Source organism: Enterobacter cloacae complex sp. 2024EL-00214 (assembly GCF_043945575.1).
In the GTDB taxonomy this organism is placed as follows: domain Bacteria; phylum Pseudomonadota; class Gammaproteobacteria; order Enterobacterales; family Enterobacteriaceae; genus Enterobacter; species Enterobacter cloacae_P.
Window position 1 is genome coordinate 138,281 of sequence record NZ_JBIMRC010000012.1, and the last position, 23,136, is coordinate 161,416.

26 protein-coding genes and 1 tRNA gene are annotated in these 23,136 nt (G+C 46.4%); 15 read left to right on the forward strand and 12 right to left on the reverse strand.

From position 1 onward, the window contains the following. Positions 1-570: 570 nt before the first annotated feature. Positions 571-1,023: a YhcH/YjgK/YiaL family protein gene (locus ACHHZ6_RS14875; RefSeq protein WP_182273563.1), complete on the forward strand. Its 453-nt coding sequence runs from the start codon at positions 571-573 to the stop codon at positions 1,021-1,023. A 188-nt stretch (positions 1,024-1,211) separates the two neighbouring features. Here the strand turns inward: ACHHZ6_RS14875 and argF are convergent, their stop codons facing one another. Together argF and ACHHZ6_RS14885 are read right to left on the reverse strand one after the other, a co-directional pair. After that, a complete protein-coding gene (argF, locus tag ACHHZ6_RS14880; protein ID WP_395122501.1) occupies positions 1,212-2,216 on the reverse strand; it encodes an ornithine carbamoyltransferase in 1,005 nt (334 codons plus the stop codon). Then, positions 2,186-2,281: a hypothetical protein gene (locus ACHHZ6_RS14885; RefSeq protein ID WP_230857839.1), complete on the reverse strand. Its 96-nt coding sequence runs from the start codon at positions 2,279-2,281 to the stop codon at positions 2,186-2,188. The genes argF and ACHHZ6_RS14885 overlap by 31 nt, the downstream gene beginning before the upstream one ends. Before the next feature lie 99 nt (positions 2,282-2,380). Between ACHHZ6_RS14885 and rraB the strand changes: the two genes are divergently transcribed. The 5 genes from rraB to ACHHZ6_RS14910 all read left to right on the forward strand — a co-directional run bounded on the left by rraB (position 2,381) and on the right by ACHHZ6_RS14910 (position 6,600). Next, positions 2,381-2,803: a ribonuclease E inhibitor RraB gene (rraB, locus tag ACHHZ6_RS14890; protein WP_182273565.1), complete on the forward strand. Its 423-nt coding sequence runs from the start codon at positions 2,381-2,383 to the stop codon at positions 2,801-2,803. 46 nt (positions 2,804-2,849) lie between these two features. Then, positions 2,850-3,608, forward strand: a complete 759-nt coding sequence (miaE, locus tag ACHHZ6_RS14895; RefSeq protein WP_395122504.1) for a tRNA isopentenyl-2-thiomethyl-A-37 hydroxylase MiaE — start codon at positions 2,850-2,852, stop codon at positions 3,606-3,608. Positions 3,609-3,638: 30 nt separating this feature from the next. Beyond that, on the forward strand, positions 3,639-4,370 hold the full coding sequence (locus ACHHZ6_RS14900) for a topoisomerase II (RefSeq protein WP_395122506.1): 732 nt from the start codon (positions 3,639-3,641) through the stop codon (positions 4,368-4,370). 105 nt (positions 4,371-4,475) lie between these two features. Continuing rightward, a tRNA-Leu gene (locus ACHHZ6_RS14905) sits at positions 4,476-4,560 on the forward strand. 90 nt (positions 4,561-4,650) lie between these two features. Next, the gene (locus ACHHZ6_RS14910) at positions 4,651-6,600 is read left to right on the forward strand and encodes a tyrosine-type recombinase/integrase (protein ID WP_395122508.1); all 1,950 of its coding nucleotides are present in this window, start codon (positions 4,651-4,653) and stop codon (positions 6,598-6,600) included. Between the two features lie 134 nt (positions 6,601-6,734). Here ACHHZ6_RS14910 and ACHHZ6_RS14915 read toward each other — a convergent pair whose 3' ends face one another. After that, positions 6,735-7,019: an NIPSNAP family protein gene (locus ACHHZ6_RS14915; protein WP_395122544.1), complete on the reverse strand. Its 285-nt coding sequence runs from the start codon at positions 7,017-7,019 to the stop codon at positions 6,735-6,737. Positions 7,020-7,109: 90 nt separating this feature from the next. Between ACHHZ6_RS14915 and ACHHZ6_RS14920 the strand changes: the two genes are divergently transcribed. Then, the gene (locus ACHHZ6_RS14920; RefSeq protein WP_395122509.1) at positions 7,110-7,640 is read left to right on the forward strand and encodes a hypothetical protein; all 531 of its coding nucleotides are present in this window, start codon (positions 7,110-7,112) and stop codon (positions 7,638-7,640) included. Positions 7,641-7,897: 257 nt separating this feature from the next. Here the strand turns inward: ACHHZ6_RS14920 and ACHHZ6_RS14925 are convergent, their stop codons facing one another. Together ACHHZ6_RS14925 and ACHHZ6_RS14930 are read right to left on the reverse strand one after the other, a co-directional pair. Then, positions 7,898-8,449: a DUF4468 domain-containing protein gene (locus tag ACHHZ6_RS14925; protein WP_050437741.1), complete on the reverse strand. Its 552-nt coding sequence runs from the start codon at positions 8,447-8,449 to the stop codon at positions 7,898-7,900. A gap of 102 nt (positions 8,450-8,551) precedes the next feature. Next, the gene (locus ACHHZ6_RS14930) at positions 8,552-9,124 is read right to left on the reverse strand and encodes a hypothetical protein (RefSeq protein ID WP_270755010.1); all 573 of its coding nucleotides are present in this window, start codon (positions 9,122-9,124) and stop codon (positions 8,552-8,554) included. An 888-nt stretch (positions 9,125-10,012) separates the two neighbouring features. Here ACHHZ6_RS14930 and ACHHZ6_RS14935 point away from each other — a divergent pair. Continuing rightward, positions 10,013-10,819: a DUF6602 domain-containing protein gene (locus ACHHZ6_RS14935; protein WP_395122511.1), complete on the forward strand. Its 807-nt coding sequence runs from the start codon at positions 10,013-10,015 to the stop codon at positions 10,817-10,819. A gap of 141 nt (positions 10,820-10,960) precedes the next feature. Next, positions 10,961-11,521 (forward strand): recombinase family protein, encoded by a 561-nt coding sequence (locus ACHHZ6_RS14940; RefSeq protein WP_395122513.1) that lies wholly within the window; start codon positions 10,961-10,963, stop codon positions 11,519-11,521. Between the two features lie 199 nt (positions 11,522-11,720). Here ACHHZ6_RS14940 and ACHHZ6_RS14945 read toward each other — a convergent pair whose 3' ends face one another. The 3 genes from ACHHZ6_RS14945 to ACHHZ6_RS14955 all read right to left on the reverse strand — a co-directional run bounded on the left by ACHHZ6_RS14945 (position 11,721) and on the right by ACHHZ6_RS14955 (position 14,348). Beyond that, positions 11,721-12,248 carry a hypothetical protein gene (locus ACHHZ6_RS14945; RefSeq protein ID WP_395122514.1) on the reverse strand — a complete coding sequence of 176 codons (528 nt, stop codon included), beginning with the start codon at positions 12,246-12,248 and terminating at the stop codon, positions 11,721-11,723. After that, positions 12,245-13,360 carry a hypothetical protein gene (locus ACHHZ6_RS14950; protein WP_063137464.1) on the reverse strand — a complete coding sequence of 372 codons (1,116 nt, stop codon included), beginning with the start codon at positions 13,358-13,360 and terminating at the stop codon, positions 12,245-12,247. Before ACHHZ6_RS14950 ends, ACHHZ6_RS14945 begins: the two co-directional genes overlap by 4 nt. Before the next feature lie 235 nt (positions 13,361-13,595). Next, the gene (locus ACHHZ6_RS14955) at positions 13,596-14,348 is read right to left on the reverse strand and encodes a hypothetical protein (protein ID WP_063137463.1); all 753 of its coding nucleotides are present in this window, start codon (positions 14,346-14,348) and stop codon (positions 13,596-13,598) included. 122 nt (positions 14,349-14,470) lie between these two features. Between ACHHZ6_RS14955 and ACHHZ6_RS14960 the strand changes: the two genes are divergently transcribed. Together ACHHZ6_RS14960 and ACHHZ6_RS14965 are read left to right on the forward strand one after the other, a co-directional pair. Beyond that, the gene (locus ACHHZ6_RS14960; RefSeq protein ID WP_131824837.1) at positions 14,471-14,929 is read left to right on the forward strand and encodes a helix-turn-helix domain-containing protein; all 459 of its coding nucleotides are present in this window, start codon (positions 14,471-14,473) and stop codon (positions 14,927-14,929) included. A 678-nt stretch (positions 14,930-15,607) separates the two neighbouring features. Continuing rightward, on the forward strand, positions 15,608-16,867 hold the full coding sequence (locus tag ACHHZ6_RS14965; RefSeq protein ID WP_395122517.1) for a tyrosine-type recombinase/integrase: 1,260 nt from the start codon (positions 15,608-15,610) through the stop codon (positions 16,865-16,867). Between the two features lie 105 nt (positions 16,868-16,972). Here ACHHZ6_RS14965 and ACHHZ6_RS14970 read toward each other — a convergent pair whose 3' ends face one another. From ACHHZ6_RS14970 to ACHHZ6_RS14985, 4 genes are all read right to left on the reverse strand, one after another. Then, complete coding sequence (locus tag ACHHZ6_RS14970; protein WP_395122518.1) at positions 16,973-18,961, reverse strand: hypothetical protein; 1,989 nt, start codon at positions 18,959-18,961, stop codon at positions 16,973-16,975. Between the two features lie 506 nt (positions 18,962-19,467). Continuing rightward, positions 19,468-20,034: a phage polarity suppression protein gene (locus ACHHZ6_RS14975; protein WP_395122520.1), complete on the reverse strand. Its 567-nt coding sequence runs from the start codon at positions 20,032-20,034 to the stop codon at positions 19,468-19,470. Between the two features lie 18 nt (positions 20,035-20,052). Next, a complete protein-coding gene (locus ACHHZ6_RS14980) occupies positions 20,053-20,280 on the reverse strand; it encodes an ogr/Delta-like zinc finger family protein (protein ID WP_395122522.1) in 228 nt (75 codons plus the stop codon). After that, positions 20,277-21,011: a glycoprotein 3 gene (locus ACHHZ6_RS14985; protein WP_395122524.1), complete on the reverse strand. Its 735-nt coding sequence runs from the start codon at positions 21,009-21,011 to the stop codon at positions 20,277-20,279. Before ACHHZ6_RS14985 ends, ACHHZ6_RS14980 begins: the two co-directional genes overlap by 4 nt. Before the next feature lie 550 nt (positions 21,012-21,561). Between ACHHZ6_RS14985 and ACHHZ6_RS14990 the strand changes: the two genes are divergently transcribed. From ACHHZ6_RS14990 to ACHHZ6_RS15005, 4 genes are read left to right on the forward strand one after another with little or no spacing between them, the layout of a single operon-like run. After that, the gene (locus ACHHZ6_RS14990; RefSeq protein ID WP_395122526.1) at positions 21,562-21,828 is read left to right on the forward strand and encodes a helix-turn-helix transcriptional regulator; all 267 of its coding nucleotides are present in this window, start codon (positions 21,562-21,564) and stop codon (positions 21,826-21,828) included. Then, a complete protein-coding gene (locus ACHHZ6_RS14995; RefSeq protein WP_395122527.1) occupies positions 21,825-22,385 on the forward strand; it encodes a host cell division inhibitor Icd-like protein in 561 nt (186 codons plus the stop codon). The genes ACHHZ6_RS14990 and ACHHZ6_RS14995 overlap by 4 nt, the downstream gene beginning before the upstream one ends. Further along, complete coding sequence (locus ACHHZ6_RS15000; protein WP_395122529.1) at positions 22,378-22,671, forward strand: Derepression protein; 294 nt, start codon at positions 22,378-22,380, stop codon at positions 22,669-22,671. Before ACHHZ6_RS14995 ends, ACHHZ6_RS15000 begins: the two co-directional genes overlap by 8 nt. Continuing rightward, positions 22,664-23,113 carry a hypothetical protein gene (locus ACHHZ6_RS15005; RefSeq protein WP_395122531.1) on the forward strand — a complete coding sequence of 150 codons (450 nt, stop codon included), beginning with the start codon at positions 22,664-22,666 and terminating at the stop codon, positions 23,111-23,113. Before ACHHZ6_RS15000 ends, ACHHZ6_RS15005 begins: the two co-directional genes overlap by 8 nt. The last annotated feature ends 23 nt before the right edge of the window (positions 23,114-23,136 follow it).

Below are 23,136 nucleotides of genomic sequence, written 5' to 3' on the forward strand. Positions count from 1 at the left end.
AGTTAAATAATCTGTATTGTGATGCTGCTCACGCGAAAATGGATATTAAAGGGTTTGTTTTCAATTGCATGATTCGCATCAGATAATAGCTAATTTGATATTATTGGCGGGTGAATAGCTAAGCATGTTCCGTTGGCATTATTTGTGATTGTTATTATTTTGTAGAATTTAATCTTTTGAAATGTTTTGTTATCTCATTGATTTTAAATGAATAAATAAATTTCATAGAATGACTATGCAATAATGATAATTAACTATTTTTGACTTAATAAAAATTAATAAATAATTATGGGTTTTTATAGCAAATTATCAAAATGACAAAGTGTGAAGCAGCAGCGGGTTTTGTTATTAAGGGTTGTTGATCAGGAGGTTAGCTTTTCAGGCTGAAGGGTGAAAACTGATGTTATGCATAACCACTGCATAATTGCCTGAGTGTGATTAACAGCGGGTTAACACATTTCCCGATAAACATGCGCTCGCGCAAACCTCATCGAAAAATGAGTGGTATGGTAGTTTGAATTCTCGTATAAAAGCTGAATTGAAACGACGTTTTATATTGAGGGTTTAATCATGATCGTTGGCAACATTCACCACCTGCAGTCCTGGCTGCCAGAAGAACTGCGTCAGGCCATTGAGCACGTTAAAGCGCACGTCACCGACGCGACGGCGCTGGGCAAGCACGATATCAACGGCAACAACCTGTTTTACCTGGTTTCCGAAGACATGACCCAGCCGTTTGCTGAGCGTCGCGCCGAGTACCATGCGCACTATCTGGATATCCAGATCATGATGAAAGGCCAGGAAGGGATGACCTTCAGCACCCTGCCGCACGGCACGCCGGACACCGACTGGCTGGCGGACAAAGACATCGCGTTTCTGCCGGAAGGTGAGCAGGAGAAAACCGTGGTGCTAAGCGAAGGGGATTTTGTGGTGTTCTGGCCGGGTGAAGTACACAAGCCGCTGTGCGCGGTGGGTGCGCCTGCGCAGGTCAGAAAAGTCGTCGTCAAAATGCGGGTTGCCTGAAACGGGCTTGTTCCCACTCCCCGTGCAAGGCAAAAGCAAAAACGACAACTCTGTTGTCGTTTTTTAATGTTTACTCCCTCTCCCCGTGCAAGGCAAAAGCAAAAATGACAACTTTGTTGTCGTTTTTTAATGTTTACTCCCTCTCCCCGTGGGAGAGGGCTGGGGTGAGGGCACCAGACCGCAGAGGATCACTCCCCAAGCGTCGCGACCATCACCGCCTTAATGGTGTGCATCCGGTTTTCTGCCTGGTCAAACACAATGCTTGCCGCCGACTCAAACACCTCGTCCGTCACTTCCATTCCGCCGTGCAGATCGAACTCTTTCGCCATCTGCTTGCCGAGCGTGGTCTGGTCGTCATGGAAGGCGGGCAGGCAGTGCAGGAACCTGGTGTTCGGGTTGCCGGTCAGCGCCATCATCTGGCTGTTCACCTGATAGCCGCGCAGCAAAGCGATACGTTCCACCCACTTCTCTTTCGCCTCGCCCATCGATACCCACACGTCGGTATAGATGAAGTCCGCCCCTTTCACGCCAGCCGCCACATCTTCCGTCAGGGTGATCTTACCGCCATTCTTCTCTGCCAGTGCGCTGCACTCGGCCACCAGGCTCTCTTCCGGCCAGCAGGCCTTTGGTGCCACCAGACGCAGATCCAGCCCGGTTAATGCCGCCGCTTCGAGCATTGAGTTGCCCATGTTATTGCGCGCATCGCCTGCGTAGACCAGCGTCATCTCGTTAAATGCTTTGCCCGGCAGGTGCTCCTGCATGGTCAGCAGATCTGCCAACAGCTGCGTCGGGTGGAACTCGTTGGTCAGCCCGTTCCAGACCGGTACGCCCGCATACTGCGCCAGCGTTTCGACCACTTCCTGACCGTGGCCGCGATACTGAATGCCGTCGTACATACGGCCCAGCACGCGAGCGGTGTCTTTAATTGACTCTTTATGCCCAATCTGGCTGCCGCTCGGCCCTAAATACGTAACGCGTGCGCCCTGGTCAAATGCGGCAACTTCGAAAGAGCATCGTGTACGGGTTGAGTCTTTTTCGAAGATGAGCGCGATGTTTTTACCAGTAAGCTTTTGTACTTCCTTGCCATTTTTTTTATCCGCTTTGAGTTGTGCGGCAAGGGTCAGCAGAGAGGTGAACTGTGCAGGCGTAAAATCGAGCAATTTCAGAAAGTGTTTCTTATACAGATCAGACATTTTATCCTCACATGGCAAACGCCACTAATTGAATTAAAATTCACTTTATATGTATGAATATTCATTTGCAACCCTGTTTAACAAATCTTTCTTACAAAGGTGGAGGCAAACACGTCCGTGTGTGAAAATAGAAGTATCTGCCGCACTTTAAAGAGGAATGAGCCATGGCAAACCCGGAACACCTGGAAGAGCAACGCGAAGAGACGCGTCTGATTATTGAAGAGCTGCTGGAAGACGGTAGCGATCCGGACGCGCTGTACACCATCGAGCACCATTTCTCTGCCGACGATTTCGATGCGCTGGAAAAACTGGCGGTTGAAGCCTTCAAACTGGGTTACGAAGTGACTGAGCCGGAAGAGCTGGAAGTGGAAGAGGGCGACACCGTCATCTGCTGCGACATCCTGAGTGAAGGCGCGCTGAAAGCGGAGCTTATCGACGCACAGGTTGAACAGCTGATGAACCTGGCCGAGAAGTTTGACGTGGAGTACGACGGCTGGGGAACCTACTTCGAAGATCCGAACGGTGAAGACGGCGACGAAGACGACGAAGATTACGTCGATGAAGACGACGATGGCGTGCGTCACTAAGCGTTTCAGGCGGTGGCATTTGCCACCGCTTTTTCAAGGTTAAAAAATGGATTACCCGCAGATTCTCGCCCCCGTACTCAACTTCCTCCAGTGCCCAACCCCGCAAGCATGGATTGACAAAGCCCGCGACCCGGCTAACCTGCCGCTGCTGCTCACCGACCATATGGTGTGCGAGCTGAAGGCTGCACAGACCGCGCTGCTGCTGGTGCGCAAATACGTCGCCGATGAAAGCGGAGCCGACGCGCTGCTCGACTGGCTCAAACCTTACGAAGCCTTTACCTTCCGCGACGGCCCGGAGCCGGATTTTGTGGCCCTGCATAAGCAGATTGGCAAAAGCGTGATGCCCAAAACCGACGACCCGTGGGGCCAGGCACTGATCGACAGCATGGTGTTGCTAATAAAAGAAGAGCTGCACCACTTCTGGCAGGTGCGCGAGGCGATGCTGGCGCGCAACGTTCCGTATGTGAAAATCACCGCCAGCCGCTACGCCAAAGGGATGCTGAAAGAAGTGCGTACCCACGAACCGCTGACGCTGATCGACAAGCTTATCTGCGGTGCGTACATTGAAGCCCGCTCCTGCGAACGCTTCGCCGCGCTGGCCCCGTTCCTGGACGACGAGTTGCAGAAGTTCTATCTCTCGCTGCTGCGCTCGGAAGCACGGCATTATCAGGACTATCTGACGCTTGCCCAACGGGTGAGTGACAATGATATCTCCCCCCGAATAAAGCTTTTTGGTGAAATTGAAGCCACACTTATCTCGACACCGGATAACGCGTTTCGCTTCCATAGCGGCGTGCCGGTGTAAACCGACACATCAACAGGATGCGATATCGAGATGAGAAGAACGTGGATGCGTATTGCCGTGGTGGCTATTGTGGCCGCCGCCGTGGCGTTCTGGGTCTATTTTGACAAGCAACGGTTGCAGCAAGACCCTGAGCAACAGCTTGATACTACCCTCAATGCCATGCCCGCCTGGCAGGTGCTGAAAGAGCAGGAGCCTGCGTTACAGAAACGCATCCGCGACCAGATCCTCACCATGCAGAAAGCGGGTGAGTCTGAGCAGCACATCATCGACGTGATCCAGCCGCAGATCCTGAACCTGCAGATGTCGCGCCTGCAATACGCCCCGGACGTCAGCGTGGTGGCGTATATGAAGGCCAACATGGAGCAGACCGCTGCTATCCAGAAGGTGAGTGACGACGCCTGTTTTCGCTTCCTCTACCCGGCGGTGAAGGGGGGCGTTAACCCAATGCGCGTGCTGGATAAACCGATGATGCAGCGCCGCATGCAGGCCGATGCCGACATGATGCGCTCGGCCTACGGCAAAGATCGCCACACCGTGACCCCGGCAGAACGTGAAGCCGCCGCGACCGATGTCCGCCCGATAATGAAAGCGCTGGCCGACAAATACGGCGAGGATATTCAGCTGCTGCAGATGCCAGAGAAGGCGGTGGGCAAAGAGAAGCTTTCCTGCGATATGGTGCAGGAGATGTGGGCGAAGGTGCTGACGCTGCCGGAGAAGCAGGCCGCGGGAGTGATTCGGCTGGCAGTTTCAGAGCTGGACTGAGGGTTGCGCTGGTTTTTTCGACACTTAGCGCGGGTTTGGTGCGTCGCCGCTTGCATGGCGGCGCGCGACAGGTATAATCCACAACGTTTCCGCATCCCCTTCAGTGCCGAAGTGGCGAAATCGGTAGACGCAGTTGATTCAAAATCAACCGTAGAAATACGTGCCGGTTCGAGTCCGGCCTTCGGCACCAAGTATCATCTAAGTCATTGTTTTAAAACAATTTAATGCATAATCTTGCTTGAAATCGCGTAGCCCCTCTTACAAAAGGGTATACGAGGCGATGTCTCAGCGTTATAACCTCTATCGTCGAACCAGCGGCATTTATGTTGTCCGCATTAGCGTTCCCCAACGTTTTCGTCGATACGCAGGACAGTGTGAGATTCACACTTCAACAGGCACTCACGATCTTCATGAAGCAAAGCAGAAGTCCGCGCTCCTGTTGGCGGTCTGGTATCAGACCTTACAAGAGTATGAACAATTGGACTATCGAACTTTAAGTGACTGCGCCCCACTGCTTGCTGGTGAGGGTATGATCTCGCTTTCTAACTTTGCTCAGTCAATCGAGTTGCCTATATCGCAATTGATTCGAGAGGTGATTAATCGTAACCTCCCGGTATTCTGGCTGGCGACTGGTCAGTTCGGTTTCTATGTTGATGAATTTAATGCAGTAGAGCGGGAACCCGGTGCAAAACGAGAAAAACAGTCTGATGATGAAAAGGATCAACCTAAAGAAGTCATCATTCTCAATAGCGCGTTTGAGCTGGGTATCGAGAGCTTCGCAAATGGTTATCTCCGCCCCTTCAATCCCCGGCATACTTTAGATTGTCTGTTGAGCGCTGGAGTATCCGAAGGAGAGGCTGCATTTCGAACTAGTGGTGATAACCAAAGTGGAGGTTGGTTCTTCGATTTACCCGGCGTAGATATAACTGCTGATAGCCTCTTGATTAGCAAAGTTCATGCTGAAGGCCTTCGACTTACATGGCTGGTTAAGACCACGCCACCAGCAGTTAGCATTCACCCTGCCGTGCCTCTTGTCGCTCCTGTTATCGCTAACGAATATGTTCACCGCAAACATTACAATGAAAACTTGTCATGGCTTCGTGAAGAGTATTTGAAACATCGGCGTAAGGGCAAGGTATCAGAAGCGGCGCTTCGCGATATTCGCTATTACTTCGATTTGATGATTGAAGTGATGGGGGATATTCAGTTGGAAGATTTCGACCGTGATTTCCTCCGGGCTTATGAGAGCAAGTTGCGCACAATTCCTGCTAACCGTAATTTGATGAAAGGTAAGCACGGGGTTAAGACGCTGGATGAGTTAATCGCCAAAGCGGCAGAATGTGGCGATAAACTGATGACAGAAGAGTCTGTCAAAAAGTATATCAACGGCCTTTATGGTGCAATGGAGTGGGCTGTTGATGATGGTAAGTTTCTGAAATCGCCATGCGACAACTTTTTCCCTCCCGATGACAAAGGTGAGCGAGAGCAGGATCACACTGACATATTTGAACCGCATGAAACTAAGGCAATTTTTTCGCAACCGTGGTTTGTGGCTGGAACTGTTGAACGTAATGCGCAAGGGCGATTCCATCAATATTGCCCGTTTCACTATTGGGCGCCGTTGTTGGGCTTGATGACGGGGGCAAGGGTTAACGAGATTGCACAGTTAATGCTGGACGATGTTCTGGCAGATGACGGCGTTTATTACCTGAACCTTGAAAGCGATAGCGAAAACGGAAAGAAACTAAAAAACGCCAATTCCCGACGCAAGATTCCGGTTCATTCTACGCTGATTGAACTCGGTTTTATCGAGTATGTGGATGCGTTGAAAGCTGCCGGGTATGACCGTCTTTTTCCCGAGCTTAAACCACATAAAACTAAAGGCTATGGTAGGCCGGTTTCCGCATGGTTCAATGAATCATTGCTTGCGGGTCGATTAAAACTTGAAAGAGACAGAAGCAAATCTTTCCACTCTTTCCGGCATTCTGTTTCAACTTTGCTTAAAGAGAAGGGTGTTAGTTCGGAACTACGTGGGCAGCTACTTGGGCATGTGCGCGGCAAAACAGAAACTGAAGTGCGATACAGCAAAGATTTAAAACCGGTTCACATGGTTGAGGTTGTCGAAAAGATTGATTTTTCTTTGCCCGAGATAGCGAGATTCAACATTCCTGATGGGCTGGATGCTGTAAGAGATGCGCTGCGAAGAAAGCGTGGCAAACAAACAGGTTGAGTCAGTTACTATTCAGTTGAGTTGTGCTCTTGAATGCGCTGGGACGTTTCCTGGCGCATTTTTTTTTAAGGGTAATGGATTTCATAGTGCCAAATTTTGAGGCGCTTAAAATGCGTCTGGTGAATCCATATAACCTACGATTGCACCCGCTGCCCTTCCACGCTTTTAGGTGGTAGATTCATCACTGTTTTAATGCTGGTCTCTATGCTGCCAACGATGTTTTCGCGTGGACCTCTGTGCCAGTCATCGCTTGCATAAAAAGCATTGAGAACCGCAGCCATTTTTTCAGCGCTGTCAAAGGCGCGAATGAGGTAGTAGCAATCCGGGTCATGAAGCGAGTTGCCAAACGAAACAACATCGATACCATGGCGGCGGTATAAAGTGTCTGCTGAACTGACCGATAAACTAGTTACACGGATTGTTACGACCTGACATTGTAACCTTTCATGCATGGTGCTCGGGTCAATAAAACACATCTTACAGGGTTCGCTTGATCAGGATTTTTTGCCATGAATAAAAAGGTTATTTTTTTGTTGCTGTCCATTATCTCCTCTCCAGGTTTCGCCGTTAGCATACCTGACCCGGTTCCTTCAGATGCTTGCCATTTTCTTTCAGAAATGCCATTCATTAAAACTCCGTCAACCTATAAACCATATGCTGAAGGCAGCGAAGACTATACGTGCGGAACACCCTATTTTGAGATAGAAACGCCGAATAGTGGCGACACTATGAACAATAACATCGCTTACTACGTATCAGGTAATCAGGACAAAACAAAGAAATTGATGCTCATGCTTAATATGAATAATCAAGATCCAAATGCCGTCAAAATTGCCCGAGGTTATTTTATAAACGGTTCATTTGAAATAATGAAAAAGATGTTTCCTCATTCTCCCGGAAAAGTTGCCGACATTGTTGGTTTACTCAGTGATGGGAAAGAAGGTGAATGGAGCGTCGATGGGTGGAAAGTCTCTTCAGTAAAAAAAGTCTGGCCTACTGGTAGAGGTTATGAACTTCGTTTCATCGTGACATCTGGCTGATTGTATAGGTGATGACATGCGCATTTAACCCGCCAGGAAGCTCTCTGGCGAGTTTTTTAAAGAAGGTAGTGGAAATCATGGCGCGGAATTTGCGGCGCTCTCATAAAGTTGCTAGCGTAGCCAAGTGAAACAGGTTGCTTTCGAATGGAATAAAAATGCCGTGTGATAACCTGTCATAACTATCATTATGCGGCCACACATAATCCCAGATATAAAAGCTCAAAAACTAATCCGGCAAGTTTTTGAGCTGATGGCTGTTACCAGTCTTTTGCAGCAGAGCTACTTTCAGTCACGATCTCGCGTTTGTATTGTTCCACAATATCATTCAACGCTTTTTTGGCTTTTGCTTGTCCACCAACAGTCATATTTGGCGAATCTATGGCAGGGAACGCAATCCCGCTGGTTACATGGGCCGGACGATAAATGTGGATATCATCAAAGGTGATGCGAGCTTTATCATCCTTTGTGTCGATTTTCATAGTGAATTTATATCGAACATCTTCATTAGCTAGGCAATCATTAAAACCGTCACATGGGTATTTAACATTCCCCTTGCCAACAATCGAACCTTCTTCTTTATCGGCATATTGGATTACGCTGTTAGAATCAGTGAAGGCCTTTGCAACCCAAATTTTGGAACTACTGTAAAGTGCATCCTTTTTAACCCCGGGAACGTTAACAACACTGACTATACTACCCAGCGGTTGTTTAGCTGCTTCCATATCTGGTGAGGTCACACAACCCGTCAACACAGTAATACTGGATACAACCAAACTGGCTAAAACAGTTTTCATCATTACTTTTTTCATTCGATTTGTCCTTATCGCATTTTTATTAAGTGCAGTATGTAAATATGGTGCGGAATGAAGTTGGTTTCTCAAAACCGCAGGACAGGTCTCGCTTTTCTATTATCAGCCGTAGTGGATATAGGCAAAAACAGCGACAGCAACGAGCGCGCCAAAACGTAATAACCCTTTACGATGCTTGGTTAACCATTTCCGCTCGTAACGCAACGGCGTGTAGAAAGGTGTTACCCATTTAAGAAACTCTGCATTGAGGTTGTCCAAAGACTCTTTGGGCCCTTTAAGATTACTGCCGACAATGTATTGGCGTCTTATCAAATCGATACGGCAGTTACCGATGTGTTCCCTTTCAGTTGTAAGCTCCGATTCATCAACGAAATCAAAGGACTCTACGAGAACTTGGTGTGCTGCCTGCAGATCTTTATGGGTGACAAAAGCATCACAGGTGATCAGGTCGCCTTGAGAGGTGAATGTCAGAAGATCAATCCCGTGAGTTGCTTGTAAATTATCGATTAGTTGTTGTCTGATGGCTCTATCAAATGGTCGGATGTATCCCCATTTCGGATCGATATCTCGACCATACTCCTCATAGCTGAAAAACTCGCCTTCTAGGGAAATCCCACCCCAATCAAAGCGCACATAACAATCCGGTTGGGCTTGGTAATAATTGGATACGGGCATAAGCTTCCTTGAGAAAGGAGATCAGAAAAATCCTAAGTGGTTAATTGAACTATGTGGGAGAGAATTTTTCAACAATGTTTATCTGCAAGTATAAGGATGATTTTGCCACCACCGAAGTTTTTGGACGCAATGCCTGAGAGGGGCGCTTCCAAACCTAGGAGGTTCACTTTTTCGCGCATAGCATATCTGGCTGCATTTGCACCGCGAACACGTTGAAGGTTAGCAGCTTCTGGTTCGTGTTTGGTTGCTAGGCAGGTGAGGCAAAAGCGGCAGGTTTACTTTTGATGGGAACGCTTTAAGACACCAAACAGCAGAGAAGTGTAATAGTTAAAAATGTTAAAACATAAATTGTTCTTTAAGAGGTTAACCCTTCCTCGGGGGGGAAGCCGGACATATCAACCCTAAGGCCATCTGAGAAGATAGCCTGTAGGTTTGCTCGGTTCCCCTTGCCAGATGAAGATCAAGTCTTCCTCGTGGTGTGACGACCTTTCTTGAAAGATGCATTATGCGCAAAAGAAGCTACTCAAGAATCCGCCGATAGCTACTTTCACCCTCTGCTTGGCTGCATCAAACGCTTGCGCGCCCTACCTACCACAATCAACGTTACGCAGAGTTCCCATCCTGACGTTTTCCGCAAAAGAGCGGTAATGCTCCATCTATCCGGACCGGTTTACCGCATGAGATAGATGTCTCGACCAAAATAGCATAGGCTTAACTTCAATAAAAGTGTTATATATCAGTCAAGTGCGTTCATATTCTGAACGCACTTGACTCATGTCGAACAACACATAGCATCAGTATCTGTATAATTGATTGTCGACACCGTAGTCGATTTGGCTTGTCGTTATAAATGATTAACATTAATACAATAGGTTAACAGGTGGCTCAATGTTATTAGCTCATATGTCGGCAGTGGAAGAGCAACTTCTTGCCACTTCTAAAATTCCGGCAAATTCTGGTCACTCTTTGCACAAAGGAACGCCGAGAGAAGCTTTCATCAGGGAATTTTTAGAGGCCCACTTACCTTCAACACTTGCAATTGGAACAGGCGAAATAATCGATAGTGACTCCTCGCCAAATTCACCACGGCGGCAGTTTGATATTGTGATTTATAAACGTAGCCTTCCTAAGCTCGATTTTGGTGGTGGTGTGAGTGGCTTTCTCGTGGAGTCAGTGATCGCAACGATAGAAGTTAAGTCCACCCTTGATAAAGCGGGAATGGAGCAAGCTATTACTGCTGCCTATCAGGCGAAGAGACTTAAAAAAAATGAACAGTGGTCCTTCAGTAGTGGTTATATCCCTCCTGCCATTCTCAACTTCGTTGTCGCCTATGATGGTCCTCAGCTGATGGATACGGTTCTTGGTTGGATCATTGATATAGAGAATAAATTAGGTATTACTGGAAACGATTTACCCTTGGGAGAGCAGAGAATTAGCGTCCCAAGTGAATCGATAGATGGGGTATTTTTACTCGATAGAGGTTTTGTTACATTCGATAATTTCCCGAACGGGTTTTTGGATGATGAAGATCGGCAGAAGACACCAAAAAATAAATGGGTGGCGGTAACTGCGCAGCGAGGAAGCTTGTTATGGCTTTTCCAAATGTTGACCCAAGCCTCTATGAATATTAATGGAACGTTTTTGAATTTAAATCCATATATGAAAAATTTGAGAGTTGCTCTCCGCACTGGATGATAGATGAATGCCAACAAACGACCGTTTTCCGGCACCTATCCGCAGGTCGCTTTTAGACTGTTGGAAAATTAGCCTTGGCAATTGTTGGCAGGCGTCCTATTGTTGACACCGTTTTCTGACAGGTATTGAGAGGTGTTGAGAATGGCGATTTTCGGCTACGGGCGTGTCTCTACCGCTCAGCAAGATACGGAGAACCAGAGGTTGGAGCTTGAGCAAGCTGGTTGGACGTTTGACTTTTGGTTTGCCGATATTGTTAGCGGGAAAGTTCAAGCAATTCAGCGTAAGGCGTTTGCTGAAATGCTTGGCAAAATTCGAACCGGTGAAACACTGGTAGTGGCAAAACTCGACCGTCTGGGGCGTGATGCTATTGACGTGCTCCAGACAGTCCGATTGTTATCTGATCGCGGCATCAAGGTGATCGTCCACCAGCTTGGAACAACTGATCTCACTTCTGCTGCCGGTAAGCTTCTATTGTCGATGTTGGCAGCGGTTGCGGAGATGGAGCGTGATCTACTGATTGAACGCACTCAAGCGGGTTTGTCGCGAGCAAAAGCGGAAGGCAAGAAATTGGGAAGACCGTCTAAAATAGCGCCAGAAGACCGTAGAACAATTATAGGGCAAAATAATAGCGGTATGAGTGTCAGCGCGTTAGCGCGCAGATACGGTGTTTCCAGAGCTACGATAGCAGCGATCTTAGATTAATGTCAGAAGGCCTATGTGTGAATTGATTTGGCATGACCTGCTTACGAGGGTATTTTATTTGAAATCCGCTGTCTGCCAAGTCGATATCGCAAACATTACTTTAATTTCAATGACAGCGAAGGATATGATTCACTAACAATTGAGATCGTTAAAGAAAATAAAAGCGCATTAAAATGCGCTTTTATAATTAAGATGTATGTTATCGTTGTTTTCCATCAAGTTTTTCCGATAAACGCTTTTTTGTATTTAGGTTTTTTAAGTCGATAATGAAGTTTACACTTGATGCGATTACCGCATAAATACAAAACAATTGCGCATAAATTAGAGACAGTAAACACCATAGCCCAACGCCTGTAAATGCTTGCCGGTGTTGTGCAAAAATAACAGTTTTTATCAGGAATGTTTTTAACGTAACTCCAGTTAATAATAATAAGAGAATAAATGCTGAGGAAATTACCACCCCGACTAATAGTTTTACTCTTTTTAGGTCATCTTCTGAGAAAATTGTGGTCACTTTTGAGGGTTGAACAATTTTTAAAACAGCATTTGGATAAACATAGGCAATCCAGATACCCATGATTGTAAAAATCATTGCTGATGTGTTTTGCAAAATTGAGATTATAGGTTCAACATCTTTAAAGGTAATATCTAGCCTAAAGCAGTAACTAATATAAGTTACTGCCACAGCTAAAGGTAGATGCCAGGCTATAATTGTGTAATTCTTCATGGTAATTCCCGAACTGCTTGGGGGGCAGCAGCTTCAGCCACGCCAACGCCGAATGGAGCAAGCAAACCATCGCGTTTGAATTGTAGAGCAGTAAACAGCCGCTGAGCCGTATAATGGCCTGTATCGTCCACGCCGCCACCAGTTGTATCATCTATTGGCAGAACATTTTTTACAACGAAGCTATTTAACCAACAAATACCACCAACACCTTCTTTTCTAAACCCAAGGTTACGCCAGCCGTCTAAACCGCCATTATAATCCTCGGCATATTGCTCGAAAATTTGCTGCAATTCTTCTGCCGTAGGTTTCGCTTCAATATTTATCTCTACTTTACGGGTATCTTTTGTAATTTCAGCAGAGACGAATGGAAGCCTTCCGAAAAATCTTGTCCAGTCGGCTTGATCGACTTCTCTTGCGGCAATCACCTCACGCTTTACAAAATGCGTTATGTCACGGGCGATAGCTCCAAGATCAGCTCGTGTTGTGAGTTTTGTATATTGTTTTGAACTGATACGAAACCACAGATTTCCAGTTTCACCGGCTTGCTGTGCAGGAAACGATACGGTTGTGTAAGCTCCTGTTTTTCCCTCTCTAACTTCTCGTCGTTTTTCTCTTATGTCTGCGTGTAACCAGACAAAATCCCTGAAAAATAAATTCATCAGGTTAGTATCTGCGATTGAGTTAGAGAATCGGATAGACGCAAACAAGTTTTTAGATGGGATAAACCAGTAATAGGAGGCTTCACCCCAAATGACTCGCGCTCCATCTGCTGCATTATTAGCATCATATAAAGTGTTGTCATCAAGCCGCGCATCAGCTTTAATGCCGTAAACACCATCCCCACTTCCCACCGCTCTCCAAAGGACAAGAATATACTCGCCAGTCTCCTCATCTTTTTCGATTGATTTTAGATAAACCTTTTTACGATGAGAGTAGCCAGGAGTTTCGTCATCCCAAAGAAGCGTGTCTTCAAGTGACACTCTATCTTGAAACCACACATGGAGAGATGAGAGAAGGGCATCCATTTCAAGTGGTTCACAATAATCATCATGACCATAACGGTAAAAACCAAGCTGGGTATGCTTGTGAAATGTGACAATGCCAACGCTCATACAGTCATCTCTCAAATGTGGTTTTTCGAAGTATTTCACGAAAATATTGAAAGATGAAGAAAAAATTATGGAGACACACATAGGGCAAGATCGCAACGAAGTTGTGCAAAGTAGTAGTATTTCTTTGCTAGTTCTAAATGTGTCTCGCCCTCTTTGTTGCCGTGCAAGAGTGAATTAACAAGAGAGATTAGTTCCAAAGTATGCTCTTAGGCTAATTTCTAAATTCAGAGCATAACTAGAAGGTATTCAGGCAGTTAGCGTAAATAAATGCCGCCGAAACTTTAGCATCTTGTCTTGGATGATCATACACGTAGTCAACAAAGCTCTTGTATAGCGTGATCATTTGAGGTGTGACATCTGACTTACCGTTCATATTATCAAGTCGTTGATAATATTCTTCTTTCGTCATTCCACTGTTTCGGCCTTCGGTTACGTTTGAGGTGAATTGTGCCATACCCATGCACATTTGATCTTTATGGTTATTCGTTTTATCCGGGTGGAGAGCTCCTTCCAGCACTTTATCACCGCTGATGGCATGTTGCGCCCACGCTGAATTGTTGGCGATAAACTTTTTGGAGCCGGTGGCAATACCATATTCAATGCGAATGCCATTATCGTGATAGCTACCGTCAGCATCTTTAGTCGCTAGCTTTAGAGATATGCGGCAACCAGGGAGTGTTTTGTGTTCTTGCACCGAGATAATAACGGTGTCCGTATCGCAATCAGCAAAGCTGTATTCGGGGTTAATGTAGGTGTTAGTTTTGATGAGCAACCCGGTAAGTCCGTTTTTATAGCCTTTTGCCGGCAGCGTTTTGAAGGGGCTGCGATCACCCTTTTTGATCGCTTCCCGGAAGTGATCCATACCGATGCGCGTCGCCAGTTGATCGATGCTTTCTGCTGCATAAGATGCAGATGACGCAGCGATTAACATAATGGTCAGCACAGACTTGGCTGAAAATCCGGGCTTACTAAGCCGTGTTTTTGACATGTTGTTATCCCTCAGAATCCACCCCAGCGGTGTCAGTTATCGCATCATAGACTATTGATTCGAAATGTCACTATTGGAGCGTGGCTCTTTAGTGGACATCTGCGCAAATTCAGGGCATGAAAATGACCCTGAGAAAACTGTTTGGACAACGAGTAAAAGAGTTGCGCATTGCCACCGGAATGAGCCAGGAAGCCTTTGCCGATCGGTGTGGGTTTGCTCGTAGCTATATGAGCCGCATTGAACGCGGCGGTTCTAATGCGTCTTTGGATGCGATTGAGGTGCTGGCTAACGCTCTGAGTGTTGAGCCGTGGCAACTGTTGGTGTCTGATTCATCTGAAGATAGTGACCCGGAATTACTGGTCCCCTATGCAGCTGATGGCTCGTGTTTTCATCCCGGACTGGCAAGCACCCGCGATGGTTCGTTTGGTGTAGGTGATAAAGCGGCTCAGAAGCGTTTTGGCACGTTTTCTGAAGCTCTTGAGTATCTTCGTAGCATGGAGACAGCAAAATGGCGTAGGCCTAATCCTAGCGGCAACTGGGGTATCGTATCTGCGGTTCGGTGGGACAAACTGAGAAAGTAGCTCAAGTGTAAGTTTATGAATTTTCATGCTGTATGGATGAACAGTATTCATTAGATGCTGATAGTCTTACGTTTCATCAGCCCTTTGTTTCTATAAGAGTGAATAAAACAGCAAAATGCGGGTGCATTACGTAGGCGTTACGGTGGCGTTTCACTTTGACGCTGAATGGCTTAATTCATATAAATAACATTGAGTTAAATGGTTATTCTGAACAAGGTCTGTCGGGGTTTAACTGGATTCAAAATCCGAACGCAGTGGCGTTTACTTAACGTTCACATAGCTGACAAATGTTCTTTCCTCCCGACCCAGTAAACCTCCATAAACATCAAAAGACAGGTATGGCTCGTTGGTGTTTTGTGACGTCACGAACATTCGGTTTGATTCCGTTCACCGGATCAAACTTAAGATATAGCCCCTAGAACAAAAAGGTCCTACGATTGTTCTTTTAAAGGCTAATAGGAACGTGATTACAGCAGGTTATGGAGACTTAGGTTCGAGTCCGGCCTTCGGCACCATTAATACTTCCAAGACCATCCGAGAAAGTCCATCAAACCCTTTAAAATCAATGCTTGCAGCGGTTTTTCCGTCCCGAGTTGTCCGAGGTAGTCCGTTGAAATCCGGATGTCATTGGGGGCATAATTGGGGGCATCTTAACTTCGATTAGAAATGTGCCCCCAAATGAAGCTCAACGCCAGACAGGTCGAGACCGCAAAGCCAAAAGACAAAACCTACAAAATGGCCGATGGTGGCGGTTTGTATCTCGAAGTTTCGGCCAAGGGTTCTAAGTACTGGCGTATGAAATACAGACGCCCCTCTGACAAAAAAGAGGATCGCCTCGCTTTTGGTGTTTGGCCTACTGTGACACTTGCTCAGGCAAGAGCAAAACGCGATGAAGCCAAAAAGTTGCTAGTGCAGGGTATTGATCCAAAAGCCGAACAGAAAGAGGCTCAGGCCGAGAACTCGGGGGCATATACTTTCGAAACTATCGCTCGTGAATGGCATGCCAGTAACAAGCGCTGGAGCGAAGACCATCGATCGCGCGTTCTTCGCTATCTTGAGCTTTATATCTTCCCTCATATCGGCTCGTCCGACATTCGCCAGCTCAAAACTAGCCACCTGTTAGCCCCTATTAAAAAAGTTGATGCCAGTGGTAAGCATGACGTCGCGCAGCGTCTTCAGCAGCGTGTCACGGCTATTATGCGTTATGCAGTTCAGAACGATTACATCGACTCAAATCCAGCCAGTGATATGGCCGGTGCGCTATCGACAACTAAAGCGCGACATTACCCCGCTTTGCCCTCAAGCCGGTTCCCTGAATTTCTTGCTCGTCTTGCTGCTTATCGTGGTCGTGTAATGACACGGATCGCGGTCGAGCTTTCCTTACTAACTTTTGTGCGTTCCAGTGAGTTACGTTTCGCGCGTTGGGATGAGTTCGACTTCGATAAATCTCTCTGGCGAGTACCTGCAAAACGAGAAGAAATTAAAGGCGTGCGTTATTCGTATCGTGGAATGAAGATGAAAGAGGAGCATATTGTTCCACTTAGTCGACAAGCGGTGATTTTGTTAGAGCAGTTAAAGCAGATTAGTGGTGATAAGGAGCTCCTGTTCCCGGGGGATCATGATGCATCCAAGGTTATGAGTGAAAATACGGTAAATAGCGCATTGCGTACGATGGGATATGACACTAAAACTGAGGTCTGCGGGCATGGATTTAGGACGATGGCGCGTGGGGCGTTGGGTGAGTCGGGGCTGTGGAGCGATGATGCGATTGAACGTCAGTTGAGCCATACAGAGCGTAATAATGTACGTGCGGCTTATATTCATACTTCTGAGCATTTGGATGAACGTAGGTTAATGGTGCAGTGGTGGGCTGATTATCTTGATATAAATAAGAACAAAACTATAACACCTTACGATTATGCTCTTGTTGGAAAATGAAAATTGTCGAAATTTTTAATTGTTAAATCGAGATGGCTTTGACAGTCACTCGTATTAATTTAATTTAGCAACTGTCAAAGATAATCCACTGTTTTTGGGGGCGCTTTAGGCCTTAATGTATTTTTTGGAAAGGGAATACTCTTTGTAGAAATCTCTAGTCGAATGTGATATTGAGGAAAGCGTTATTAAAGCTTTCACAAGACCTTCGCTAGAACCTTTATCTTCTAGTATCATCAGCAACTGAGATATGCTCATGAAAAATAGATTGTGAAATGGTTCGGCATCAAGTTGGTTGGAATCCTTAAGGCATTGAATATGTGTTGATAATTCATTTATGTGTTCTTTCCAATTATTAAGTTTTTTATCAATGCTCGAATTGGCTCCTTTAAATGTTGCACCCAATGAGTTAGTTAAAATTGAACGAATCGTCATTCTGTCTTGAAAACTTCCATAATCATAAAGAGTTAAGGCAATTTTAATTACTCTTTGTGATTTATATATTATAGGGGAAGATCCTTCGATGTTAATTTTACCATCACATCGTAAAACGCGCTCAGCCTTGAAACATTGGCTTGTGGCATGAATCAATCCACCACCTAAATCAGACAGAATTGAGTAATCGACTCCTGACATTGATAGTCTTGTCATTCCTTTCTTTTTTATCTCAATAAAAATTATGGCGTTGTCAGTTTCAATTGTTATATCACTTTCCCCATATACTAATCCATCTTTACTAACAAAATTTCCGCTATGAAAGAAAATCCCATAAGATAATAGTTTATCCTTAACAAATCTCTCGATTACATGTCCTAGTGTTGCATCGTTATGTTTATTTCTTTTGCCATCAGGAGCAATGATAGAGTTTAATGTATTATTAAGAAATGCTAAAGAAGATAAAGGTCGTGGTAATAGAAGATAGGAACTTTTCAATGGGGTCAATATATTAAAGTTATTATCAATGTTGGTGCTTTTGGGAGGGAATTCTAAAGAGTGGTTAGGGGATTTATTGAGAAGGATATTGTTAATTATAGCTGTGTTTTTTTTGGGGTCTAAATTCAATATTTTCTTTATGTTGTTATGATCAATATGAGTGATCTGATGATCTAAAGTTTTACTAAGTAATGTCAACCCGCTTTTGTATATTTTTCCTATGGAAAAACCATGGCTTTTTAAACTTTTAAATTCAGATGAGTTTACTACATAGTTTAAGATTTCAGTCACGTGGCCACTGTGCATTTGGGCTATGCAATACAGGTTGTCGAACACAACTTCGTCAGATAAAAATTTGGTTAAACCATAATGGTCAACGTACCATGATTCATATGGGCTATAATCCTGAACTTCAAAGACAGCAACTATATCGGTTAATAAATTAATTAATTTGGGAAAGTTGTTCTCGCGGTTACTATCGCCAAAACTATTTGAATATTTTGTGCCTAACGCAATCAAATATGCCCATGGTATAGCAGGTAAAGGCCTATCATGACCCATAGAAAGTGAGCGATGAATATGGAATCTTTTTTGGCTGGAGTCATAGCTATTGGAAATGCTCTCAAAAACTGCATGCAAGATATTACATCCACCAATTGAAGTGGCAAGTCTTCCAATCTCTATGGATAATTGGTGATGGTAATTACTGTCGAAATAGAAACTGTCTTCTATTTCGATTATTGGAAATCCGTTTTTTATTAGTCTTGCACAGGAGCGGCTAAAGTCAAAATATTTTGCATATGTAATTTCGAAATGTCCATCTTCACTCATAAGGCTGTTGGTGTCTTTAATTTCCCCTAAAACGCTTATTATTTCATCCCATTTAATAGTTGAGGCTTTTCCTTGCTCTTTATTTTTTGTATTGTCTCTTGAGCCATCAATTAACGTGCATACATAGGACATGTATGGATTTAATGGCCTTCCATTAACTATGTGCTCATAAACTATTTTCTTTTGTAGGTATATTAGTTTCTCTCTGATTAGGTAGATATTATCTCCTGAAATGCTTTTTATTTTGACATAGCCATCCTTACTGTCTATTTGAGGGAGGGTTATATTTGTAACTAACTTATCACATAAATTTAAAAACAACTCATAGTTCATTTTTTTCTCCATGAAATAATTAATTGTGAATGTGGTTGTAATCTTGGAGGGGGAAGTTTTAATTATATTAATGGGTTTTTATTTAGTTACGCAAGTTTAGGCATTAAGAAAATACTATCTTCTATAGTACCACTAATTGAAGGTTTGTTATGAGGCCTTGAACTCAGTTCAGCACTGAGTTATCAATTTTAGTTCTTAATTCTCAGAGATGCTCTCAGGTGTATTTGACAGGGTGCTGTCCTATGGTGACTGAGTTACGTGTCCGGCTTGATGAGGTGGTAACCACTCTGTATACGCTCCTGCCTGCGCGCGCAATGCTCTCCCCGCCCCGCCTGCCCGCTTAATGGGTCGCTTTTAATGCAGGTGCATGGGCGACCTCAGGCCGCGCCAGAGCTGGCGCTGGCGGGGTAGGCGGGAGCGTGAAAACGCATGCAAAACCATGCACCTTATGCATGCATGGCTTAACTCGGGAAAAAGGGCGGGATTTACGGGGATTTTTTGACAGGCTACTGCGCGGCCAGTTCAGCGCGTTTTCGGACGTAATTCTGGTTTTGTGCAGGCGTGAATTTTTCACGATTATCATCCCGCGAAGCCACGTCAGGCCTGAATCCGATGGCCGTTAAAATGTCATTATCCTGTGCGGAATAATTTATTTTTCCACCGGCGGCCAGCCACACTGACAGCGCTTCACGCAGATAATCGACTGAATGCTGCATCACGCAGTGTTTTACAGCGGGATGCTGGTTGTTATAGCCCATCAGCTCAGGAGCAAGCGCAGCGGCCAGCTCCGTGCCGTACACCTGCATAAAATCATTCAGGCGGTTACGTATGCTGATGCACTGCACGTCCTCATGCGACCGTATATAGCGCCCGGCGGCCTGATTAATCTCCCATTTTTTCACGTCGATAATATCGCGCAGCATATTCAGCGTCCGGGGGCGACCATTGTCGCCGCTGACTAACAGCTCGCCATATTCCTGTTCGGTGTCGGCCAGCTCCTGTTTGCGGGTCAGCCAGCTGGTTTTGTTGTTCTGGCAGGTTTCAAAAGCCTGCTCCAGCATTAATGTTGTCATCGGGCGTCTCCGTCGACGTTACAGACTTTGTTTTTTCGCTTTACTGGCATGATCCGAGATAAATTCGTCATCCGTTAAATCCGTCTCTGAAGGTGGCCGGATGACCGAGTCGACCGACTCCATCGTCCGGAATGTGGCCGAACAGAGAATGTTGGTGCACTGGTAATAGGCATGTTTGACGGTTTCAGACAGATAGCGGCTGGTACGGGTATGTGCCGGACACTTACAGAACGGGCAGTGCATCATGCCAGTAACCCCCGGGCTTTCAGGTCAGCTTCACGCTCACGTAATTTTTCAAACCAGACCTTACGTTTGCCGACAGTGGCGGCCACGCCGTAATTCATATGTGGCAGTGTCTCCGCTGACAGCCCGCTTCTGTAAAGCACAGGTTCATCAGCCAGGCTGATGTGGCAGTCTTTCACCGCTTGCTCAAGCCACGCTTTTACCTCCTGCATGACCGCTTTATCCGGTTCGGTGTAACCCTGAGTCCCGATGTTATTCGCAAGTGGATTACTCATCGCCAGCATTTTCAGTTTCATCGCCCGGACAAGTACCCCGCACGTATCATGCAGTGCGTTATCCAGCTCTTTTCCCGCGTACTGGCTGAGCACGTTGTGATGCGCCTGACGGTATGCTCTGGCCGTGCTGTCACAGTTACCTTTCAGCCGGTCGTATTCAAAAGTCAGCACCTCAGCAAGCTGGTCACACTCCTGTGCCAGTTCACGGGAAGCCACACGCGCCAGATGCTGTTTTTTCAGCTCATCCGTCAGCACTGCACCACCTGCACGAAATGCCGTGCGCCATTCACTCGCGTCACTCCCGCTCTCCTGCTCAAGCTCGGTTTTTTGCTGTGCGGTACGGGCAATCGCGGTGGCGGTGTCATCCATCATTCGGGCGTTTTCAATATGCTCAGCTCTGGCCGCATCCAGTTGCCGGAATGCCGGAGTCAGATAGTCAGGAATGGTCGTGGTGGTCATGTTGTTACTCCTCAGTGATGTCAAGCTGAGGAGATTCTGCATCGCCCCGCACAACAACTCGACCCATTGCCGTTGTGGCAGAAACAGCACAAACGAAGGCTAAAAAACGCGGCTGGCCAGAGAAAGGTCGCAGGATAACCCTCTCTCTGTTTGTTTTTTTACATATAACTATTCACTACTGTTCACTTCAAATAAAAATATAGTTAATACAGTAAGTTAAGAGGTGAACAGTTGAGGGTAAAGTGTTCACCAACTGTTCACTACTGTTCACTCACAGGAGTTTTGCTATTTTTACGGTTTATGTTAATTCCTATTAATTTATTTATTCCCATTGATATAAATAATCAATTCTCAATTTGCATTCACACTCAAAGCCATTTAAAGCAACTTAAAGCCATTCGAAATTTCATTGCTTAATATTCAGACAGCTTGTGTCATGCTTTATACAAAATGCACTTGTTGCATCATGCAGAAATATTCACAAAATAGAGAGCTACCCGATTCCGGACGGATACGTTCGGATCTCTGTGGATATTCATGAGGTAGCGTTATGCACACGGCTTTATCAGTTCCAGCTTCCCGCTCTGGCGCACATTTAACGCCAGTTTCAGCCCCGACTCTGGAGCGTTTTTTACGCCTCCCGGAAGTGATCCATCAGTGCGGCCTGTCCCGCTCGACGCTCTACGATTTAATCGCCCGTGACGCTTTTCCGGCTCAGGTCTCCCTCGGGGGGAAAAACGTCGCCTGGCTTCAGTCCGAGGTGACTGCATGGATGGCGGAACGTATCGCTCACCGCAACCGGAAATGTGACGCATGAATCAGAGCCGCTTTCAAAAAGCCCCTTTTTCTGGCTTGCATCTGTTGTGTGTTTCCTGGTACAGTTTTCCCGCTGTCGCAAAATCGGCAGCCGGAATTGGCGTTCCGTGTAACTCAATGGCGACATCGGACGCGCTATGCGTCTTTTTTTATGTCGTAGCTCAGGCACACCCATTTTCTGGGCTGTGGTGTTTATGTGTACATCATGGTTCCTGTCATATAATGGTAGTCCGGGCGGGGCAGCCTTCGGGCTGGCCGGTGTTCATTGAGGCCGGTTACGCCAACCCCGTTCGGGCTGCCACCAGTGAAATTGGCGTTTCCGGTGGTAGCAGTAACCGCTACTCAATGGAGACTGCCCTAATGGCTACGACCCTCACCCCGTTACACCCCAAATTTATTTTTGTGTTTGCCGCCGTTCGCCGCGCAGACCGCACGCCCCGTATCTGTATGCTCCGCACTGTTGCCGGTGACGAACACACCGCACGTCGCTCCCTTGTTCGCGATTACGTTCTTTCCCTTGCTGCCCGCCTGCCGGTTGCGGAGGTGTGCCATGCATAACAGCACTCAGACCGTCTCAGCGTGTCGTGATGACCTCAATACCATCAGTGAGCACCTGAGCCCCGAATCGTTTCACAAACTCAACCGCGCCAGCGCCATGACGCATTTTGTCGGGCTGGATCTGAAACAGCGTGAGCTCTCCGGCCTGCACCAGCTTTCCGTCCCTCATATTCTGAGTTATCTGCATGAGGACATCAGCTACGTGCTGGAGGAGCTCAAGGCCAAAGGCCTGTGTCGGAATTTTATTGCCCCGTCGTCCGCGAACGGAGGTGAGCACCATGTTTGATTTCCCTCAGCCGGGTGAAATCTACCGCTGTTCAGGTTTTCCTGACGTGGTGGTGTCGGGCGTGCTGGCCGGTGGTATTCCGTGGGATATGCCGTACCGTTGTCCGGGGCTGGTCTGGAACCCGTACCGGCGCACCTACACCATCCTTATTCGTATTATTGCCGGTGGCGGCATGGCAGAAATTCCGCTCCGTCGTTTTTTGCGGGACTTTACCTGTGAGCGTCCTGACGTATTTAAGCGCAGCCCTGAAAACCGTCACGCTGTTTTACGTGAAATTGCCGCTGACCCGGAATTACAGCAATACCGCGCGCGAAATATCGACAAGTATCCGGATGATATTTCCCCGGTCAGACGGCCAGCGCCGGTGGCGCGAAAATGGCGGAATAATGTCGCAACGGAAACGGAAATAAAACCGGATAACAGCTACCGCCATTATCTGTAATTAAAAACGACACCCAAAAATAA

Bases quoted from the DNA above. Each gene is read 5' to 3' on its own strand.
- ACHHZ6_RS14875 (WP_182273563.1), top strand. From the start codon at position 571: ATGATCGTTGGCAACATTCACCACCTGCAGTCCTGGCTGCCAGAAGAA.
- argF (WP_395122501.1), bottom strand. From the start codon at position 2,216: ATGTCTGATCTGTATAAGAAACACTTTCTGAAATTGCTCGATTTTACG.
- ACHHZ6_RS14885 (WP_230857839.1), bottom strand. From the start codon at position 2,281: ATGAATATTCATACATATAAAGTGAATTTTAATTCAATTAGTGGCGTT.
- rraB (WP_182273565.1), top strand. From the start codon at position 2,381: ATGGCAAACCCGGAACACCTGGAAGAGCAACGCGAAGAGACGCGTCTG.
- miaE (WP_395122504.1), top strand. From the start codon at position 2,850: ATGGATTACCCGCAGATTCTCGCCCCCGTACTCAACTTCCTCCAGTGC.
- ACHHZ6_RS14900 (WP_395122506.1), top strand. From the start codon at position 3,639: ATGAGAAGAACGTGGATGCGTATTGCCGTGGTGGCTATTGTGGCCGCC.
- ACHHZ6_RS14910 (WP_395122508.1), top strand. From the start codon at position 4,651: ATGTCTCAGCGTTATAACCTCTATCGTCGAACCAGCGGCATTTATGTT.
- ACHHZ6_RS14920 (WP_395122509.1), top strand. From the start codon at position 7,110: ATGAATAAAAAGGTTATTTTTTTGTTGCTGTCCATTATCTCCTCTCCA.
- ACHHZ6_RS14925 (WP_050437741.1), bottom strand. From the start codon at position 8,449: ATGAAAAAAGTAATGATGAAAACTGTTTTAGCCAGTTTGGTTGTATCC.
- ACHHZ6_RS14930 (WP_270755010.1), bottom strand. From the start codon at position 9,124: ATGCCCGTATCCAATTATTACCAAGCCCAACCGGATTGTTATGTGCGC.
- ACHHZ6_RS14935 (WP_395122511.1), top strand. From the start codon at position 10,013: ATGTTATTAGCTCATATGTCGGCAGTGGAAGAGCAACTTCTTGCCACT.
- ACHHZ6_RS14940 (WP_395122513.1), top strand. From the start codon at position 10,961: ATGGCGATTTTCGGCTACGGGCGTGTCTCTACCGCTCAGCAAGATACG.
- ACHHZ6_RS14945 (WP_395122514.1), bottom strand. From the start codon at position 12,248: ATGAAGAATTACACAATTATAGCCTGGCATCTACCTTTAGCTGTGGCA.
- ACHHZ6_RS14950 (WP_063137464.1), bottom strand. From the start codon at position 13,360: ATGAGCGTTGGCATTGTCACATTTCACAAGCATACCCAGCTTGGTTTT.
- ACHHZ6_RS14955 (WP_063137463.1), bottom strand. From the start codon at position 14,348: ATGTCAAAAACACGGCTTAGTAAGCCCGGATTTTCAGCCAAGTCTGTG.
- ACHHZ6_RS14960 (WP_131824837.1), top strand. From the start codon at position 14,471: ATGACCCTGAGAAAACTGTTTGGACAACGAGTAAAAGAGTTGCGCATT.
- ACHHZ6_RS14965 (WP_395122517.1), top strand. From the start codon at position 15,608: ATGAAGCTCAACGCCAGACAGGTCGAGACCGCAAAGCCAAAAGACAAA.
- ACHHZ6_RS14970 (WP_395122518.1), bottom strand. From the start codon at position 18,961: ATGAACTATGAGTTGTTTTTAAATTTATGTGATAAGTTAGTTACAAAT.
- ACHHZ6_RS14975 (WP_395122520.1), bottom strand. From the start codon at position 20,034: ATGACAACATTAATGCTGGAGCAGGCTTTTGAAACCTGCCAGAACAAC.
- ACHHZ6_RS14980 (WP_395122522.1), bottom strand. From the start codon at position 20,280: ATGATGCACTGCCCGTTCTGTAAGTGTCCGGCACATACCCGTACCAGC.
- ACHHZ6_RS14985 (WP_395122524.1), bottom strand. From the start codon at position 21,011: ATGACCACCACGACCATTCCTGACTATCTGACTCCGGCATTCCGGCAA.
- ACHHZ6_RS14990 (WP_395122526.1), top strand. From the start codon at position 21,562: ATGCACACGGCTTTATCAGTTCCAGCTTCCCGCTCTGGCGCACATTTA.
- ACHHZ6_RS14995 (WP_395122527.1), top strand. From the start codon at position 21,825: ATGAATCAGAGCCGCTTTCAAAAAGCCCCTTTTTCTGGCTTGCATCTG.
- ACHHZ6_RS15000 (WP_395122529.1), top strand. From the start codon at position 22,378: ATGCATAACAGCACTCAGACCGTCTCAGCGTGTCGTGATGACCTCAAT.
- ACHHZ6_RS15005 (WP_395122531.1), top strand. From the start codon at position 22,664: ATGTTTGATTTCCCTCAGCCGGGTGAAATCTACCGCTGTTCAGGTTTT.